This is a genomic window from Glutamicibacter protophormiae (genome assembly GCF_014647495.1).
Classification (GTDB): Bacteria; Actinomycetota; Actinomycetes; order Actinomycetales; family Micrococcaceae; genus Glutamicibacter; species Glutamicibacter protophormiae.
The window spans coordinates 22391-40926 of sequence record NZ_BMPH01000009.1; the positions used below are offsets into that span (position 1 = coordinate 22391).

Here is an 18536-nt window from a genome sequence, read left to right on the forward strand (position 1 = left end):
CCAGTCGACAGAGGAGACGCGTGCTCATCATTCTCAGTGCACTGTTTGCCACAGCACTGCTGTGCCCACTTCTTTTCCGGGTGCTGAAGCGAAACGCGTTCTACGTTGTCGCGGTGGTCCCCGCCATGGGATTCATCTGGCTGCTCACCAAGCTGCCCGCGGTGCTGGCCTCCGACCAGTCGCTGGCTTCCGGAGCCCCGAACGCCCCGCCGTCGATCAGCATCGACTGGATCCCCGGGCTGAACATCGGGCTGAACTTCCGCATGGACACCCTGTCCGCCACGATCCTGCTGCTGATCCTGGGTGTCGGCGCCCTGGTGCTGTTCTACTGCGCACGCTACTTCAAGAACGACGATCCGCAGATCGGCGGCTTCGCGGCCAAGATGGTCGCGTTCGCCGGAGCGATGACCGGCCTGGTCACCGCGGACGACGTGATCGTCATGTTCATCTTCTGGGAAATCACCAGTGTGCTGTCGTACCTGCTGATCGGCTTCAGCCAGGCCCTGATCACCGCGCGCCGCTCGGCCATGACCGCGCTGATCATCACGACCTTTGGCGGCCTGGTGATGCTCGCCGGCATCCTGATGCTCGGCGCCAGCGCCGGCAGCTACCAGCTTTCCGAGATCCTCGCGGCCTCCGGGCAGCTGGTCGAGCTCGGCGCCTCCACCGATGTGGCGGTCGCGCTGATCATCGTCGGCGCGCTGTCCAAGTCCGCGCTGGTGCCCTTCCACTTCTGGCTGCCCGGGGCCATGGCCGCACCCACCCCGGTGTCCGCCTACCTGCACGCCGCGGCGATGGTGAAGGCCGGCGTCTACCTGATTGCGCGTCTGGCCCCCGGATTCGCCGAGACCAGCCTGTGGGTGCCGATGACCGTCGGCATCGGCCTGGCCACCATGCTCATCGGCGGGTTCCGCGCGTTGAAGCAGTACGACCTGAAGCTGATCCTGGCCTTCGGCACCGTCTCCCAGCTGGGTTTCATCATCGCCATCTTCGGCCTGGGCACCCCGGACGCCGCCTTCGCTGCGCTGGCGCTGACCTTGGCCCACGGCCTGTTCAAGGCCACCTTGTTCCTGTCGGTGGGCATCATCGACCACAACACCGGTACCCGCGATATCCGCAAGCTCACCGGGCTGCGCCGCGCCATGCCGATCCTGACTACCGCCGCGGGCATCGCCGCGGCTTCCATGGCCGGGCTGCCGCTGCTGCTCGGCTTCGTGGCGAAGGAAGCGGTCTACGAGTCGGCGCTGCACCTGGACGCAGCGTGGGGCCCGTTCGCGTTGGCCGCCATGGTGCTGGGCGCCGCGCTGACCATGGCCTACTCGCTGCGTTTCTTCTTCGGCGCGTTCGGCGTGAAGAAGTACAAGGTGGACCCGCTGGCCTGCAAGCCGCCGACGCTGATCTTCCTGACCCCGCTGCTGGTGCTGAGCACCCTGACCCTGGTGTTCGGGCTGTTCCCGTACCCGGTGGAGCTGCTGTCCAAGCATTGGTCCGAAGCGCAGGGCGGAGCCCCGGACATGCACCTGGCGGCCTTCGCCGGATTCAACGCGGCCCTGGGCCTGAGCGCGATCTCTGTGGGGGTGGGCCTGTTCTTCTACTGGATCCGCCGCCGCACCGACACCGGCGCTCCGCTGCGCCGCATGGTCACCTCCGCCGAGGAGCTGTACCGCATGTCGGTGAACGTGCTGGACATGGCCGCCATCTGGATCACCGGCCGCACCCAGCGCGGTTCGCTGTCCTTCTACCTGGGCGTGATCCTGTCCGTGGTGCTGATCCTGCCGCTGGGCATCGCACTGGCCGTGGAAACCCCGTGGCCGTCCAACTGGGTGGTCGCTGACCACCCGGCGCAGATCATCATCGGCGCGATCATCATCGCCGGCTGCGTCATCTCGATCGCCGCGCCCAAGCGCTTCATGGCCGTGCTGATGGTCTCGGTCACCGGCTACGGCATGGTGGCGATCTTCGCGCTGCAGGGCGCCCCGGACCTCGCGCTGACCCAGCTGCTGGTGGAGACCATCGTGCTGGTCTCCTTCGTGCTGGCGCTGCGCGCGCTGCCCAAGCGCCTGTGGGTGGGGCTGACCCGCATCAAGTGGGGCCGGGCGCTGCTGGCGATCGCGCTGGCGGTCATGGTCGTATACATTGCGATCGCGATGATGGCCTCCCGCGAACAGGCCCCGATCTCCCTGCAATGGCCGGAGCTGGCCTATTACGAGGGCTTCGGCAAGAACATCGTCAACGTGGCGCTGGTGGACATGCGCGTGTGGGACACCTTCGGTGAAATCACCGTGCTGGCCGCCGCGGCCACCGGCGTGGCCTCGCTGATCTTCGCCGGCCGCGGCTTCGGCCGGCGGGTGCGCGCCCACCAGGTGGCCCCGGGCAGCATCGACTCGGGCTCCGAAGCCATGGGCGCCACGGCGGAGAAGGAAGTGGAGCTGCGCATCGCCCGGCGCTTCGCCGTCAGCTCCAACCAGGACTGGCTGATGGCCGGGAACACGCTGGTGGCCGAGCGCCGCTCCATCATCTTCGAAGTGGTCACCCGCCTGATGTTCCACACGGTGCTGATCATGTCCGTGTACACCCTGCTGGCCGGGCACAACACCCCCGGCGGCGGCTTCGCCGGCGGCCTGATCGCGGGCCTGGCGCTGACCATCCGCTACCTGGCCGGCGGGCGCATCGAGCTGTCCGAGTCAATGCGCATCGCCCCGGGCATGCTGATCGGCGGCGGCATCGCGTTGGCCGGGCTGTCGGGCATCATGCCGCTGTTTGCCGGGGACGAGATTTTCACCACCTACGCGTGGGAGTTCTGGCTGCCGGTCTTCGGCGAGCACAAGTTCGTGACCTCCACGATCTTCGACATCGGCGTGTACCTGGTGGTGCTCGGCCTGGTGCAGGACGTGCTGCGCTCCCTGGGCAGCGAGATCGACCTGCTGTCCGAGGGCCGCAGTCCCATTGAACAACATGACACGATCCAAGCCTCGCAGACGGGAGTCGGACGATGAGCGTGAACATCACCTTCCTGGTCATCACCGGGGTCCTGCTGGCCACCGGGTTCTATCTGGTGCTCGAACGTACCCTGACCCGCGTGCTGCTGGGCATCATGCTGCTGGGCAACGGCGTGAACCTGCTGATCTTGAGTTCCGGTGGGCGCAAGGGCGCCGCGCCGTTGTTCAGGCCGGACCTGCCGGCGGACCAGTACTCCGACCCGCTCCCGCAGGCCCTGATCCTGACCGCCATCGTCATCACCTTCGCGGTGACTGCGTTCCTGCTCGCCATGATCTACCGCTCCTGGACGCTGACGAGCGCCGACGTGCTGGCCGACGACACCGAAGACATCAAAGTGTCGCAGTCCACCGCCTATGACGAGGAAGAGGATTCGCCGGTGGCCGAGGACACGACAGAATTCGTCGATGAAGAAGGCCGACCGATTCGCGAGGGGGAAGAGTGAATTTCCTGGATCTTGCTCCGCTGGCGGTGGTGCTGCCGATCTTCGGAGCCGGCGCGGCCTTCCTGGTCCGCCGCCGCATCAAGCTGCAGCGCCTGATCACCATCGGCATCCTGTGCGTGACCCTGGTGCTGGAGGCCGGCATGCTGGCCGCGGTGTGGGGCGGGGAAAGCTATGCGGTGCACATCGGCGGCTGGCAGTCGCCGTGGGGCATCTCGCTGATGGTCGACGGCTTCAGCGCGTTCATGCTGCTGATTTCCACCGTGGTGTCGCTGGCGGTGCTGTTCTACGCCACCAGCCAGGGCCTGGCCGACGGGGACGAGCCCGGGCCGGTGTCCGTGTTCCACCCGGCCTACCTGATCCTGCTGGCCGGCGTGTCCAACGCCTTCCTGGCCGCCGACCTGTTCAACCTGTATGTCGGGTTCGAGATCCTGCTGACCGCCAGCTACGTGCTGCTGACCCTGGGCGCCACGGCCGAGCGCATCCGCGCCGGCACCACCTACGTGGTGGTTTCCGTGGTTTCCTCGGTGATCTTCCTGATGGGCATCGCGATGACCTACGCGGCCACCGGCACCGTGAACATGGCCGACCTGGCCGTGAAGCTGCCGCAGCTGGACACGGGCCCGCAGCTGATCCTGCACGTGCTGCTGCTGATCGCCTTCGGCATCAAGGCCGCGGTCTTCCCGCTGTCGCTGTGGCTGCCGGACTCCTACCCGACGGCCCCGGCGCCGGTCACCGCGGTGTTCGCCGGCCTGCTGACCAAGGTGGGTGTGTACGCGATCGTGCGCACCGAGACGCTGCTGTTCCCCGGGGGCGCGGTGAACGCCGGGCTGCTGGTGGTCGCGGCGCTGACCATGGTCATCGGAATCCTCGGCGCGATCGCGCAGACCGACTTCAAACGCATGCTTTCCTTCACGCTGACCAGCCACATCGGCTACCTGATCTTCGGGGTGGCCGTTGGCGGCGAGCTGGCCATTGCGGCGACCATCTACTACGTGGGCCACCACATCATCGTGCAGACCTCGCTGTTCATGGTGGCGGGACTGATCGAACGCCGGGCCGGCAGCGCGAACGTGACCCGGCTGGGCTCGCTGGCCAAGCTGTCGCCGGCGCTGTCGCTGCTGTTCTTCATCCCGGCCATCAATCTCGGCGGCATCCCGCCGTTCTCCGGCTTCCTGGGCAAGTTCGGGCTGCTGCACGCCGCCGCGCAAGACGCGGACGCGCTGACCTGGGTGGTGATCGGTGCCGGCCTGCTGACCAGCCTGTTGACGCTGCTGGCGATCATCCGCGTGTGGGCGCGCATGTTCTGGCGCCGTGCGGCCGACGCCGAGATCCCCAACCCGGAACTGGTGGACGAGGCCGCGAAGGTAGCGGACCAGACCGCCGCCGGCGGAGCGCAGGCACCGCATCTGGGCCTGAAGCTGGCCCGAGAGCTCGAAGCCGCCGCGCTGCCGTGGGGCATGCGCTACGCCACCGGGTCGCTGGTGGTGGCTGGCATCGCGCTGACGGTGTTCGCTGGGCCGATCTTCGAGTTCTGCCAGCGGGTGGCAGCGCAGCTGATTGCCCATGAACCGTACATCAACGCCATCCTGAACTACTGAGCGGAGGGAAAGCATGCCGAACAAGAACCTCGCCCCGCGCGACCAGCGCATCGACGACGCGCTGGACACCGCCGGCGTCCGCCACCGCGCCACGCTCAAGCAGGAATGGCCGTTGCTGCTGTTGCTGGTGTTCGTCTGGGGAGCGCTCTGGCAGGATTTCTCCCCGGGAAACCTGCTCTTCGGGGCGATCATCGCCCTGGTCATCGTCAACTTGTTCCCGCTGCCTCCGGTGGTGCTCTCCGGGCGGTTGAACCTCTGGTACTGCGTCAAGCTGTTCGCGTGGTTCCTGGGCCAGGTCATCGCGGCCAGCGTGCACGTGGCTTGGCTGGCGGTGGTGCGGGGCAAGCAGACCCGCAGCTCGGTCATCGCCGTGCCGCTGCGCACCGACTCGGACTTGATCGTGATGACCGTGGGACACGTGCTGACGCTGATTCCAGGGTCCTTCGTGCTGGACGTGGACCGCAGCTCCTCGACCCTGTACCTGCATTACATCGACGTCGACTCCGCACGTGAGGTCGAGAAGGCGCGGGAGAACATCCGCGACATCGAACGCCGCCTGATCATGGCGATCGGCAGCCAGGACGAGTACGAGGCGATCAAAAACGAATGCAGCCCCCGGGTGAGAAGGAAGAAGGAGCAGCCATGATCGAAGTTGTCATCTGGATCTGCGGCAGCCTGCTGGCCTTGGGCGGCATCGCCTGCTTGATCCGCGTCGTCAAGGGCCCCTCGATCCTGGACCGGGTGCTGGCGTTGGATGTGATGCTGCTGATTATTTCCGCAGCCCTGTGCCTGGAGATGGCGCTAAACCGGCACACCGACTACCTGTTGTTCGTGGTGGCCGCCTGCACCCTCGGATTCATCGGATCGGTGACCGTCTCGCGCTATGTGTCGGATCAGAGGAATGCATAATGGAGATTTTTCTCGACATCCTCGTTGCGGTCCTGCTGATCCTCGGCTGCCTGATGTCCCTGATCGCGGGCATCGGCTTGCTGACCTTCCCGGACATGCTCACCCGCATGCACGCGGCCACCAAACCTCAGGTGCTCGGCTTCCTGCTGATCTTCGCCGGGCTGGCCATCCACCTGCGCAACTGGACCATCGTTCCGGTGCTGATCGTGGCGTGGGCCATGCAGCTGCTGACCGCTCCGGTGTCCGCCCACATGATCGGACGTTCGGGCTATCGGACCAAGCACGCGGCAAAGGACACCCTGTTCTCCGACGAGCTGCGCCAAGTTGTGGACAAGGTGAGCTCCGGGTCGGCCACCGGCGCCATTCCGGTCGTCGACAGCCAGGATCACGAACAGGACGGAAAATAGCCTTCCCGCAACCAAAGGCGGCGGGCCGTCACCCCCGTGGGGAACGGCCCGCCGCCTTGGCGCTGGAGGTTCTACTTGGTGAACTTGGCGATGGCCTTGGTGGTGCCGCGATCGGCCAGCACCTGGATGACGGCCGCGACCACCGCCGAGAAGACGGCGAAGCCCAACGCCTGGCGCATGGAGGCCTCGGCCGCTTCCTCGCTGCCCTTGCGTGGGGCGGTGTTGCCGGTGAAACCCTTCCAGAGCTGGTCGACCAGTTTGCTGCCGACGAAGCCCGCACCCAGGGAAATACCGGTGGCGATGAGCTTTTGTACTGTGTTCATGTGGACCTCACGTTCAACGTTGCGACTTGTCGTTCCCTTGCCAGCTTACCTGCGGTATGGTGAGTGGGCAGCAATTATTCCGACAGGGGAGCGTCAGGCCGTTCGCGGCGAAAGACGCTGAGAGTGCGATAGATCGCAGACCCTCGAACCTGCCCCGGCTAGTACCGGCGAAGGAAGTCGAGCATCTCGGATGCGGACCGGCGACTGATGGCGCCCTTAATCCGTTCATCCCCCCTCCTGTATCAAGGAGGACATCTTATGAGTACATCCCGCACGACGCAGCGCAGCACCTGGCGCGTCGTCGACATCGTCATCGCCTCGGTGATCGCCGTCGCCTCCGGCGTGGTCTTCTGGGCCTGGTCCGCCAGCTACGGACTGTTTTCGCTGGCCTTCACCGCTTTCCCGCCCGGCACCGCCTTGCTGACCGGCCTGTGGCTGTTCCCGGCGGTGCTCGGTGCACTGATCATCCGCAAGCCAGGCGCGGCCCTGTTCTGCGAAGTGCTGGCCGCGGTTGTCGAAGCGCTGCTGGGCACGCACTGGGGCATGCCGGTGCTGATTTCAGGGCTGGTCCAGGGCCTCGGCGCCGAGCTGGTGTTCGCGCTGTTCCGCTACCGCAAGTGGAACCTTCCGGTGGCGCTGCTGGCAGGCCTGGGATCGGGCCTGTTCGCCGGCCTCAGCGAAGCCTACGTGGTGGGCAGCGTGGCCGAATACACCGAGGCCATGAAGCTGTTCCACGTGGGTGCCACCGCCTTCTCCGGCCTGGTGGTCGCCGGCCTGCTGTCCTGGTGGATCACCCGGGCGCTGGCCCGCACCGGCGCGCTGAGCAACCTCGCCAGCCGCCGCGCGCACCTTGAGCCGGCGTTTGCGGTGCGGAAATGAGCGCCGCCGCCAACGGGCGTACGGCCCCGTTGACCAGGCAGGGAGTGCAGATCAGCGCCCGCGGGTTCAGCTGGCAGCACGCGGAGCGCGCGCGCCCGGCCATTGCCGGGCTGGATGTGCACATCCCCGCGGGGCAGAAGGTGCTTTTGCTGGGCCCGTCCGGGGCCGGCAAATCCACCCTGCTGCACGCGCTGGCCGGTGTGCTCGAAGTCGACGAGGAAGCCGGCCCGCGCGGGCAGCTGCTGGTTGGCGGGCAGGACGCGTTCGCGCGCTCCTTCCCGGTGGGCCTGATGCAGCAGGATCCCGAAACCCAGGTGGTGCAAAGCCGGGTGGGCGACGACGTCGCCTTCGGCGCCGAGAACCTGGGGGTCGAACCGCAGGAAATCCGCGCGCGGATCCCGCAGGCGCTTCAGGCAGTGGGCCTGGGGGCGCTGGGCTACGAGCACCGCACGCAGGAACTGTCAGGAGGACAGAAGCAGCGCCTGGCCTTGGCCGGGATCCTGGCCATGCGCCCCGGGCTGATGCTGCTGGATGAACCGACCGCGAACATCGACCCGCAGAGCATTCCGCCGTTGCGCGACGCGGTGATCGACGCCGTCGAGTCCACCGGTGCGACGCTCATCGTGGTGGAGCACCGGCTGGAGGCCTGGGCCCGGCATGTGGACCGGGTGCTGGTGCTCGCCCCCGGAGGAGGGATCGCCCACGACCTGCACCCCGATGCGCTGGTCAGCGACGAGGAGCTCCGCGCCGAGCTGGCGCGGGCGGGGGTCTGGATCCCGGGTTATGTGCCGCAGACCTCGCCGGTGCCGCAGGCCTCCGGCGCCCCCATGCTGCACGCCGAGCAGCTGGTGTGCGCGCGCGGCGGGCAGGTGGTGCGCACCGCGCCGGCCAGCTTCGAGGTCACCGCAGGCAGCGCCCTGGTGATCCGCGGCGAGAACGGTGCCGGGAAGTCCACGCTCGCGCTGACCCTGGGCGGGCTGCTGGAACCGGTGTCCGGCCAATTCGCCGCCAGCGGCCAGCTGGCCGACGGGCTGCTGCCTTCGCCGTTCAGCTGGAAGGCCGGTGCGCTCGTCGCGCGCATCGGCTCGGTGTTCCAGGAACCCGAGCACCAGTTCGTCACCCAGACCGTGCGCGAGGAGCTGGCCTTCGCGCCGCTGCGTGCCAAGCGCGGGGCGGCCGAGGAGCTGAAGTACGACGCGCGGCAGGTCGAGGCCCGGGTGCAGGAGCTGCTGGTGCGGTTGGGGCTGCAGGACCTCGCCGAGGCCAACCCGTTCACGCTCTCCGGCGGCGAGAAGCGCCGGCTGTCGGTCGCTACCGTGCTGGCCGCCTCGCCGGACGTGCTGATCCTCGATGAGCCGACCTTCGGGCAGGACGCCAATACCTGGCGCGAGCTGGCGCAGCTGCTGATTGAACAGCTCGCCGGATCCACCGCGATCATCGCGGTGACCCATGACGAGCACTTCGCCGCGGCGCTGGGAGCCCACGAGCTGGTGCTGGCACCGGCCCAGGCGGCTTCCGGAAGGCCTTCTTCGGCGCCGATGCTCGATGCACCGGTGGGGGACAGCTGGCTGGCGAAGATCAATCCGCTGGCCAAGTTCGGCGCGATCGCCGGGGCCACCTTGCCGCTGATCAGCACGGTGGACTGGGTTTCGGCCGCGGTGGTCATCGCGGCCACGCTGCTGATGCTGCCGCTGGCCGGGTTGGGGATCGGGGCGTTCTTCCGCCGCGGCTGGCCGCTGCTGGTGGCCGGTGTCCTGGCGGCCTGGGGCATCGCCCTGGTAGGCCAGGATTCCGGGCGGGTGCTGCTGGACCTGGGGATCTTCGACATCACCGAAGGCTCGGTGGCCGGGGGCATCGCCACGGGGCTGCGCGCCCTGGCCATGGCGGTACCGATGGTGCTGCTGCTGTCCACCACGAACCCCAGCGACCTGGGTGGCGCGTTGTCGCAGCAGCTGAAGGTGCCGCACCGCTTCGTGCTCGGAGCGCTGGCCGGCATGCGTCTGCTGGGGTTGATGGTGGAGGAATTCACCACGCTGACGCTGGCCCGGCGGGCTCGCGGCATCGGCAACCTGGGCACCGTGCGCCAGCGCGTGGGGGCGAAACTCGGCCAGCTGCTGGCGCTGCTGGTGCAGGCGATCCGCCGGGCCGGGCGCCTGGCCACCACCATGGAGGCCAAGGGCTTCGGCACCGGGCAGCGCACCTGGATCCGTACCGCCACGTTCACCCGGCGGGACGGCGCGGTGCTCGCCGCCGGCATCCTGCTGGGCGCCGCGGCCATCACGGCCGCGATCTGGGCCGGGACCTACAACTTGATCTGGTAGCCGGGGCTAGCGGATCGAATCGGCCAGGGCGCTGAGCTGCGCATGCAGCTCGGCGTCCATCCGGATCGGCTTGGCATCCAGCGTGCGCACCGGGGTGAGCAGGCGGACCGAGGACACCAGCCACACGCCGTCGGCCTGGTACAGGTCCTCCGGGCGCAGCGGGCCGTAGCCCAGTTCCCAGCCGTCCTGGCGCGCGGCGTCGAAGATGGCGCTCTGGGTGGTGCCGGGCAGGATGCCGGTTTCCAGCATCGGGGTCAGCAGGCGCCGGGTGTCGCCGTCGCGCTGGGCCAGCAGCACGGTGGCGGTGGGGGCTTCGAGCACCACGCCGTCGGCGGAGGTGAAGATGACCTCGTGGGCTCCGTGCTTGCGGGCGTAGCGCAGCGCCGCCATGTTCACCGCGTAGGACAGGGTCTTGGCGCCCATCAGCAGCCACGGCGCGCGCTCGGCGAGCATCGAATCGTAGCCGCGGTCGAGGAACAGCACATCCACTCCGGTTTCGCGCTGCTCCATGCCGATACGCGGGGCCGGGGAGACGGTGACCCAGCACACGGCCGGGTCGTGGTCCAGTTCGCCGCGCATGGCCACGAGTTTGACCACGGCTTCCTCGGCGCCTCCGGTGGCGTCGAAGTCGGCAACGGCGGTGTCCACTGCGGCACGCCAGCTGCGTTCGTCCGGAATGGGAAGGTCGGAGGTTTCGGCCGAGATGGCCAGGCGAGCCAGATGGGCCTCGAACTTGCGGACGGTCTGCTGGGTGTACAGCATCGACTCGAAGACCCCGTCGCCGCGGTTCACACCCTGCAAGGTGACCGGGAGCTGGGGCGCGCTGATGTCGGCAAGGCGTCCGGCGGGATAGGCCGGATCGAGGAATACAAGAGAACTCATTCTCCAAGGTTATCGAATTTCGCGCCCTGCTCGCGCGCGAAGCCCCCTGTCCACACCGCTTGGACGATATTCCAACATGCGGCAGGGGATTCGATAGGCTAGGCAAAGATGTTTTTGCCCGCCGCTGTCGGTGGCGGGCTGCGGCGCACACGCCGCGGACGCCCATGGGCGCTGACGTGAGGGGGTGCCGCGATGTGGCCGAGTAATGAAGTGATGCTGCAGATCGGCGGCGTCGTGTGGAGCATCCTCGTCGCGGCCGAACTGGCGGTCCGCTATTTCATGATCGGCATCGTCCCCGGCAACCGGCGCCCCACCACGGCGATGGCCTGGCTGCTGGCCATCTTCTTCATCCCGGTGGTCGGACTGGTGGCCTACTGGCTGTTCGCCAACCCGAGGCTTTCGCGCCGCCGGCTGGAGAAGCAGAAGCGGGCGCACGACGAGATCATGCGCGGCACGGCCCACATGCAGTTGCCCGAGGAATTCCATTCCACGGAGGAATGGGTCGAATCCGCGGTCATCCTGAACCGCAACCTGGGCGCCATGCCGTTGGAAGGCGGGAACACCGTGCAGGTGCTCTCCGACTACCGTGGTTCGCTGGAAGCCATGCGCGAGGAGATCGACAAGGCCAAGCGCTACGTGCATATCCAGTTCTACATCATGGGCGACGATCCGGATTACGTTGACCCGGTGCTGGATTCCCTGGAAGCCGCAGTGCAGCGCGGGGTCAACGTGCGACTGCTCTTCGACCATCTAGGGACGCTGCGGGTGAAAGGCTACCGCAACTTCAAGAAGCGGCTGAAAAGCTCCGGCATCAACTGGCGCCCGATGCTTCCCATCGACCTGATCGGCCGGCGTTGGCGCCGGCCGGATCTGCGCAACCACCGCAAGATCCTGGTTATTGACGGCGAGGTCGCCTTCACCGGAAGCCAGAACCTCATCGAGCCCGGCTACAAGCGCGAATCCGCGCACAAGGTGGGGCGCGAATGGGTGGAGATGATGCTGCGGGTGGAAGGCCCGCTGGTGCGCAGCCTGGACGTCACCTTCGCCACCGACTGGTGGCAGGAAGATGACGGCCAGGAGGTGCTGATGGACATCACCGAGGCCAGGCACCCGCTGCCCTACGACGACCGGCCCGGCAGCACGCTGGCCCAGCTGCTGCCCAGCGGCCCGGGATTCGGCGGGGAAAATAACTTGCGCCTGTTCAACACGCTGATCTATTCGGCCTCCGAGCGGTTGATGATCACCAGCCCCTACTTCGTGCCGGACGACTCGTTGCTCTACGCCATCACCACCGCCGCCCAGCGCGGGGTGGAAGTCCACCTGTTCGTCTGCGAGGAGGGGGACCAGTTCCTGGTGCACCACGCGCAGCAGTCCTACTACCAGCAGCTGCTGGAGGCCGGGGTGCGGATCCACCGATACCCGGCGCCGATGGTGCTGCACACCAAGTGCTTCACCGTGGACAACGAGGTGGCGGTGGTCGGCTCCTCGAATATGGACATGCGCTCATTCAGCCTGAACATGGAAATCTCGGTCATGCTGCTAGGCCAGGAAATGGTCGACGCGGTGAACGCGGTGCAGAACGACTACCTGGAGATCTCCTCGGAAATCAGCCTGGCCGAATGGCGCCGCCGTCCACGCATGCAGCGCTGGATCGACAACGTGGCGCGCCTGACCGCCACCTTGCAGTAGCGCCGGGCATGGCGTGCCACTGCCGTCGGCGGGGTGTAGCCGGACAAAGCTCTGTCGCTCTGTGCCATGCGGTGTCGTGGTTCCCTCCACGAAGCAGGATTTCGCTCAGTCCACAAAAATGAGCGGTGGAACCGGCAGCGCGGTTCCACCGCTCATATTCACTACCCGTGGCAGGGCAGCTTAGCTACGCGGCAACGCACCGGGAAGCGGTGGCACCACTGGCGGCAGCTGGCGTTCAGGAGCGGCCTTCCGACGCCGGTTATCGAATTCTTCCAGTTTATCGGTGAACGGTTGCACCTCTCCGGTACAGAGCGTCCCGGCGGCAGGCAGGCGCTTGGTCAGCAGGTAACGGTCCATCGCATCGGTGACACACCTTGACGTGCCGTAGGCGGTGTGGCCCCAACTGTTGCTGCTCAGAAGCCGAGAGTTGGGCATCAACTTCGAGACCTTCTGGGCCCCGGAATAATTCGTGGCCGGATCCCAGAAGTTTCCAACCACCAGCATCGGATTCACGGTCCGCTTTGTGAAGGGACCCTTATAGGTATCTTCGTCCTTGGCCTTCCACGTGGCACTGGCGCACGGAGCTGAAATCCACGTCCACAGCTGTCCGAATCCCGGTGCACTCTTACCTGCGTTGTCAGCGTAGCGGGACCAGTTCTCGGCCTTCGACGGGTTGCGCGAGTCGGTGCACAGCACCGTCTGGTACGCCTCGGGTGAATTCTCATAGGGGAACGCGAAACCGGTGGCGGCAGCCTTGCCGGCAAGATCTTTCGCCGCAGTCTTTTGCTCTGCCTCCATGGTACGCAGGCTTTGGGCCAACGCCTTGCGAGCCGTCTTCATCGCGGACTTGGCTGGTGCCTTGGCCTTGCCTGTCGACTTCGGGAAAGTGGTTCCCTTCGATGCGGCCCGGTCCTGAAGCGCCTGCAAGGTATAGGTCAGTTCCGGGTCTACCATGGCGGATCCCTGCGGATCGTACATGTAACTGAGCAGAATCGAGGACATTGTCGCTGCGGTGAACGAGTAGTCGTATTCGGGAAAATCCGGGTCGGAGAACACCAGCGGTGAACGTCGCAATTCGGCCATGATCTCTCGATAAAGCTTCTCAGGATCGCCATGGCCAGCCAACATGCAATAGTCCTGGCCGGCCTTCTTGCAACGGCTCAGAATCCCGCGCATGGATTTTTCGGCTCCTTCGCCCGATTTCATGCGTCGGGTTTGCGGCGTCCACATGTTGGTGAGGGTGCCGGCCCAGGCCACGGGATCGAGTACCCCATCGATGGCTACCGCACGGACCCGGTCAGGGAACATATTGGCATAGACGGTACCGAGGTAACTGCCGTAGGAGAAGCCCAGATAACTCAGTTGCTTGTCGCCCACCATGCGGCGCAACACATCCATGTCACGGGCGACCTGGGCGGTCGACATCGAAGTGGAGAGCGGCTTGCCGGTAGTGGAGCAGGCCTTGCCGAAGGATTTGGAGGAGTTCACGTAGGCACGTGTTTCCTTGGCCGTGGCCGGATAGGGGACGCTCAACCCTTCCAACGCGGTGCCTTGGGCACCAAAATTTTTCCAGCAGCGAACGTTGTCGCTGAAGTTGGTGCCGCGTGGATCAAATCCGATGATATCGAAACGCTCAAGCACGGTGGGGGAAATGAATTCAGGGGCCATCGCGGCAAACTGTATCCCGGAACCACCCGGTCCTCCGGGGTTCACGAACAGGGTTCCAATGCGCTTGGACTGGTTTTTCGCCTTGATTCGCAATAACGCGACCTCGGTTTTGGCCCCGCGAGGATTGTCGTAGTCCAAGGGCAATTTCACCGACGTGCATTGGGCGCCGGCGGCCAGCTGGGCGCAGTTGAACCACTTCGGACGGGGCGTTGCCACCCCGTCAACGCGCTGGCGTTCAGCCGCGCCCGTCTTGTCATGTGTACTTTGTGCGGTCGTCTGTGCCGTGAACGCACTCAGCGCGGCGCTTTCCTTGATCGGCAGTGGTGCTGAATTGGCAGGAACAACGAAACCCGTTCCTGCCAAGAGTCCCACTGCCATCGCCATGCCCAAGGCACGACCCCATCGTTTGCTTGTCATGTCAGTTCCTTCCCAAGTAGGTGCTGTGCATGGCATCGTGGACGGTCGGTCACATGGCCATTACTGAATTATCTAGGACTTGACGGGTAAATCAAGCGTTTGGACTGTAACGATTTGGCGAAGGCTCTTCCAAGTTCTGGAATAACGAAAGCCGAGTCGCAGAACGCCATCATTGGTAGGGTGATTTCGTCCGCAGTTTTGTCAAGCTCACCCGGAAAGCGCTCCGTGCCGGGACGCAAGATTCTCAGGAGGATCTTGCCTGCAAATTGCGCAGAATTTCAGATCAAGAGGTCATGCTTCGATCAGAAAGTGTCCAAGCACCCAACGAAGCGAAAGCTGACGCCTGGCCGGAGAACACCTTGCTAGGGCCTAGCGAAGCGGAACCCAACTTGAGCCCCGCGTCCCGCGACCGCAGGCCAACTTGCGCGGACGGGTTCTGCCTGCAGGCACGAAAACGATTGTTTGCGGAGGTGCGACAATGGCTGGCAAAGAATGGTTCTGCACCTGTGGATCTTCTTGTTCCGCCGCGTTCCGATGTGACGGTCGAAATGCGCCATATGCTGTTGCCGGTGTATGAATTGTCCCGGTAACACGCTGAGGACTGGACAAGATATGTACCTTCTGCGAGCCCAGCCCAGGGGTATCGCACCCAGAGGATATCCGCCGGTAATGCCGAGTGGATGACACGCCCACTGCGTTGGCCTAGGACTACTGGCCGGCGGCGGCCATCGGCTGGTTCGGGAACGTCGAGCCCAGAGCGGAGAGCACACCCACGGATTTGGTGATGACTTCGTCCCATTCATCCTGGGCCACGGAATCGGCGGTGATCGCCCCGCCCAGGCCCAGGCTCAGCCTCCATCCGTCGTCCGTCGTCCGGTCGCAGACCAGGGTGCGGATGACCACCGAGAAGTCTGCGGATCCGTCAGCGCCCAGATATCCCACCGCACCGGAATACAGTCCGCGCTCGCGCTGGTCCTCCAGCTCGTCCAGGATTTGCATGGTCGACAGCTTCGGCGCTCCGGTCATGGAGCCGGGCGGGAAGGCCTCCCGCAGCGCCTGCGCGGACAGCGCCGGATCGCGCAGCTGGGCGTCGATGGTGGAGACCATCTGGTGCACGGTGGCGTAGCTTTCCACCGCGCAGAGCCGTGCCACGCGCACCGAGCCGGGCACCGCGTGGTGCGAGAGGTCATTGCGCAGCAGGTCGACGATCATGATGTTTTCCGCGCGGTCCTTGGGGCTGGTCGCCAAGTCCTGCTTCAGCGCCAGGTCTTCAGGCACGGTGGCCCCGCGCGGTCGGGTTCCCTTGATCGGCTCGGCGCGCAGCAGCCCGGTGGCTCCCAGACTCAGGAAACGCTCCGGGGAAATGCTGGCCACCTCGGTGCGTCCCATGCGCAGGTAGTGCGCGAAAGGCGCGGGGCTGGAGGTGCGCATCCGGCAGTAGGCCTCGAAGGGGCTGTAGCGCGCGACGGTGGCGGTCAACTCGGTGGTTAGACAGACCTCGTAGGTGTTTCCCTCGTAAATTTGTTGTTGGGCGCAGGCGATTTTGTCCTTGTAGCCCTGCTCGGTGTCTGCGCAGGTGAATTCCACCGGCTGCAGGTCCACCGCGAGGCGGTGCTGGACTCCGGCCCCGGCCAGGTGCTCGGTGATCCACTCCCGCAGGTGCACGGGTGCGTGGATGGCCATCTGCCCGGTGCGGTGGTTGATGACCAGCACGATATTCGGTGCGAAGAACCCCGCGTCGGGGCGTCCGGAGCGATGCCCGGTTGCCGGCGCGGTGTCGGAGCCGACCTCCCGCTTGAGCTCGTAGCCCAGGTAGCCGACCCAGGCCGGCAGCGGGTAGTGGTCCGGAATGGTGCCGGCGGCGGGCCACAGGCCCTGCAACGATTCAAAGAATCCGGGCTGCAGACGCAGGCTGGCCCCGCCGCGCTGCACCGTGGTGCCGACGGACGAGCTCTGCAGCAGGGGATAGGCGTCGCCGACCGCCAAGGCGATCAGCGAGTACTTGTTGCGGTCCAGCGGATCGGTGAGATGGTGGCTGGTGGATTCCAGCAGGGCTGCATGCTCCAGTCCCTCGGCCAGCGCTTCGAACAGGGTGGCGGCATCTGCCGGGGCTGCATGGTGCCCGGCCAGCGGCGGAGCGGCGGAGGCCGGTGCGGCGGGCGGAAGCAGATCGCGCAGGCGGGCCGGCAGGAAGGCGCTGAGTCCGAGCAGCTGCTCGAATGGCGGGTGCGGGCCGTCGGCGTCGAGGACCAGGTCTGCGGCGCTGGGAATGTCGTCCCGGGACAGGTAGTCCTCTTCCTGGGCGGCCCAGCGCTCCCAATGCGGAGCATAGGTCTGGCCGTCGCGCCGCAGGGCGCGCTGCTTGCGGACCTCGGGCGGGGCCTGGAGCCAGATGCTCAGGTCGAGCAGGTCGCGGACCTGTCGGTGCGCGGCGCCCACGCCTTCCACGATGACGACCTCTGCAGGGTCGAGACTGGTGCGGGCGCCGAGCGCGCCGGCATCCCAATCCCATAATGACCAGCTGGCGGTGCGGCCGTGGGCAAGCTGTTCGAGCAGGCCCGAATAGAGATCCAGGGCGGGCTGGAGCCCGTCCCAGCCGTGATAGAGGTCTTCCAAGCGCAAGATCGCCACCGAGGCGGTTTGGGACAGCTGGTTCGCTAGCAACGATGCCAGGCTGCTCTTTCCCGAGCCGGAGCGTCCATCAAGAGCAATGAGGTAGGGTCTAGCGGTTTCCACGAGAGGCTATATTACTCCTGACGTAGTCAACGAGTGCAGGAAGGGCTGCGGAGACGAGCTTCCAGGTCTCGCGGAAGTCTCCCGCGTCGCCGTACCACGGGTCGTAGACTCCCTGGCGGTCGTGGGGTTCGCTGGCGGCGACGGGGTCGAAGGATCTGAACATGCGCAGCATGGGGCGCTCGCTGGGGTCGATCTCCGTCAATGCCGGAACGAGATCTTCGAAGTGATCGGTGTCCATGGCCAGTACCAGGTCCACGGCGCCCAGTTCGTCGGCGCCAATAAGGGTTGCGACGTGGTCAGAGGCATCCAGGCCGTGGGCGCGCAGGGTGCTGGCGGCACGCGGGTCGATCCCGTTGCCAGCTTCCCCCTCGCTGAGAGCCCGGGAGCAGACCTCGACCTCGGTCACCTCTGCATCGCGCAAGGCGCTTTTCAGCATGTACTCGGCCATGGGAGAGCGACAAATATTTCCCGTGCACACGATCATTATCCGGAACATGACATCAGTCTATGGCCAGTTCACATTTCGATCGAGGGCTACGCGCAAGATAATCAGCAACGATACGGCAACGATTTGGAGCAACTCCAAAATCGCGGGTGATTAGTGGATAAGGAGCATCATCGCGGCTACGAGGATGAACAGGACGCCGAAGACGATATTGAGCATCTTGGCTCCGCGCACGGTCGTGGTGAAGCGCTGGAAGCTGCGGGCGGTGCCCGCGAAGAAGAAAAACATCACCAGCACGTCGACCGCAATGATGGTGCCGATAAAGATGAGGTACTGAGGCAGCAGCGGCTGGTCGGTGCGGATGAATTGCGGCGTGAAGGCCAGGAAGAAGACGATCGCCTTCGGGTTCAGCAAGTTCACCAGGATGCCGCGGCGCAACATGGCCCCGCGAGTGAGTGTGCCGCCGGTGCTGGTTCCGTCCGAGGCGACATCGGGTTTGGACAGGATCATGCGGATGCCCAGGTAGACCAGGTAGGCGGCGCCGGCATAGCGGATGCCCGCGAAGAGCAGCGGGGAGCTGGACACCAGCAGCCCCACGCCGGCGGCAACGATGACCACGTGGATCAGCAAGGCGATCTGCTGGCCGAGCACTCCCCAGATGGAGGCGCGCCAGCCTTGGCGCATCGAGTTGTTCATCGTCTTGATGGCCCCGGCGCCCGGGGTGAAGCTGATGACGATGGATGCGCCGAGAAGTGAAAGCCAAAGTGAAAGTGCCACCTGTCTAGGGTAGTGGCATCGCCGGGGTTCTTTTCACTCGAAG

General features: G+C 65.8%; 15 protein-coding genes and 1 riboswitch. Of the genes, 9 read left to right on the forward strand and 6 right to left on the reverse strand.

Annotated elements, in window-relative coordinates; genetic code table 11:
- Positions 1 to 20: 20 nt before the first annotated feature.
- From IEY43_RS11270 to mnhG, 6 genes are read left to right on the forward strand one after another with little or no spacing between them, the layout of a single operon-like run.
- Positions 21 to 2996 (forward strand): Na+/H+ antiporter subunit A, encoded by a 2976-nt coding sequence (locus IEY43_RS11270; RefSeq protein WP_188948700.1) that lies wholly within the window; start codon positions 21 to 23, stop codon positions 2994 to 2996.
- On the forward strand, positions 2993 to 3442 hold the full coding sequence (locus IEY43_RS11275; protein WP_188948701.1) for a Na(+)/H(+) antiporter subunit C: 450 nt from the start codon (positions 2993 to 2995) through the stop codon (positions 3440 to 3442). Before IEY43_RS11270 ends, IEY43_RS11275 begins: the two co-directional genes overlap by 4 nt.
- Positions 3439 to 5040, forward strand: a complete 1602-nt coding sequence (locus tag IEY43_RS11280) for a Na+/H+ antiporter subunit D (RefSeq protein WP_188948702.1) — start codon at positions 3439 to 3441, stop codon at positions 5038 to 5040. Before IEY43_RS11275 ends, IEY43_RS11280 begins: the two co-directional genes overlap by 4 nt.
- A gap of 13 nt (positions 5041 to 5053) precedes the next feature.
- Entirely contained in the window at positions 5054 to 5686 is a 633-nt protein-coding gene (locus IEY43_RS11285; protein ID WP_188948703.1) for a Na+/H+ antiporter subunit E, read from the forward strand.
- Positions 5683 to 5949: an MrpF/PhaF family protein gene (locus tag IEY43_RS11290; RefSeq protein ID WP_188948704.1), complete on the forward strand. Its 267-nt coding sequence runs from the start codon at positions 5683 to 5685 to the stop codon at positions 5947 to 5949. Before IEY43_RS11285 ends, IEY43_RS11290 begins: the two co-directional genes overlap by 4 nt.
- Positions 5949 to 6356 (forward strand): monovalent cation/H(+) antiporter subunit G, encoded by a 408-nt coding sequence (gene mnhG / locus IEY43_RS11295; protein ID WP_188948705.1) that lies wholly within the window; start codon positions 5949 to 5951, stop codon positions 6354 to 6356. The genes IEY43_RS11290 and mnhG overlap by 1 nt, the downstream gene beginning before the upstream one ends.
- A gap of 71 nt (positions 6357 to 6427) precedes the next feature.
- On the opposite strand, the gene IEY43_RS11300 is transcribed toward mnhG, so the two are convergent.
- The gene (locus IEY43_RS11300; RefSeq protein WP_188948706.1) at positions 6428 to 6679 is read right to left on the reverse strand and encodes a DUF4235 domain-containing protein; all 252 of its coding nucleotides are present in this window, start codon (positions 6677 to 6679) and stop codon (positions 6428 to 6430) included.
- A 74-nt stretch (positions 6680 to 6753) separates the two neighbouring features.
- A riboswitch (TPP riboswitch) is annotated at positions 6754 to 6872 on the forward strand.
- 65 nt (positions 6873 to 6937) lie between these two features.
- Between IEY43_RS11300 and IEY43_RS11305 the strand changes: the two genes are divergently transcribed.
- Together IEY43_RS11305 and IEY43_RS18425 are read left to right on the forward strand one after the other, a co-directional pair.
- Positions 6938 to 7558 carry an ECF transporter S component gene (locus IEY43_RS11305; RefSeq protein WP_188948707.1) on the forward strand — a complete coding sequence of 207 codons (621 nt, stop codon included), beginning with the start codon at positions 6938 to 6940 and terminating at the stop codon, positions 7556 to 7558.
- A complete protein-coding gene (locus IEY43_RS18425) occupies positions 7555 to 9879 on the forward strand; it encodes an ATP-binding cassette domain-containing protein (protein WP_188948708.1) in 2325 nt (774 codons plus the stop codon). Before IEY43_RS11305 ends, IEY43_RS18425 begins: the two co-directional genes overlap by 4 nt.
- A 6-nt stretch (positions 9880 to 9885) precedes the next feature.
- Here IEY43_RS18425 and IEY43_RS11315 read toward each other — a convergent pair whose 3' ends face one another.
- A complete protein-coding gene (locus tag IEY43_RS11315) occupies positions 9886 to 10761 on the reverse strand; it encodes an aminodeoxychorismate lyase (protein ID WP_188948709.1) in 876 nt (291 codons plus the stop codon).
- 192 nt (positions 10762 to 10953) lie between these two features.
- Here IEY43_RS11315 and cls point away from each other — a divergent pair, with 192 nt between their 5' ends.
- Positions 10954 to 12450, forward strand: a complete 1497-nt coding sequence (cls, locus tag IEY43_RS11320) for a cardiolipin synthase (RefSeq protein ID WP_229777369.1) — start codon at positions 10954 to 10956, stop codon at positions 12448 to 12450.
- Positions 12451 to 12630: 180 nt separating this feature from the next.
- On the opposite strand, the gene IEY43_RS11325 is transcribed toward cls, so the two are convergent.
- The 4 genes from IEY43_RS11325 to IEY43_RS11340 form a co-directional block, all read right to left on the reverse strand.
- A complete protein-coding gene (locus tag IEY43_RS11325; protein WP_188948710.1) occupies positions 12631 to 14535 on the reverse strand; it encodes an alpha/beta hydrolase in 1905 nt (634 codons plus the stop codon).
- Positions 14536 to 15243: 708 nt separating this feature from the next.
- Entirely contained in the window at positions 15244 to 17271 is a 2028-nt protein-coding gene (locus IEY43_RS11330; protein ID WP_188948711.1) for a chorismate-binding protein, read from the reverse strand.
- Positions 17258 to 17767 (reverse strand): low molecular weight protein-tyrosine-phosphatase, encoded by a 510-nt coding sequence (locus IEY43_RS11335; RefSeq protein WP_188948712.1) that lies wholly within the window; start codon positions 17765 to 17767, stop codon positions 17258 to 17260. Before IEY43_RS11335 ends, IEY43_RS11330 begins: the two co-directional genes overlap by 14 nt.
- A gap of 102 nt (positions 17768 to 17869) precedes the next feature.
- Positions 17870 to 18493, reverse strand: coding sequence for a LysE family transporter (locus IEY43_RS11340; RefSeq protein WP_188948713.1), 624 nt, complete (start codon positions 18491 to 18493; stop codon positions 17870 to 17872).
- Positions 18494 to 18536: the final 43 nt, after the last annotated feature.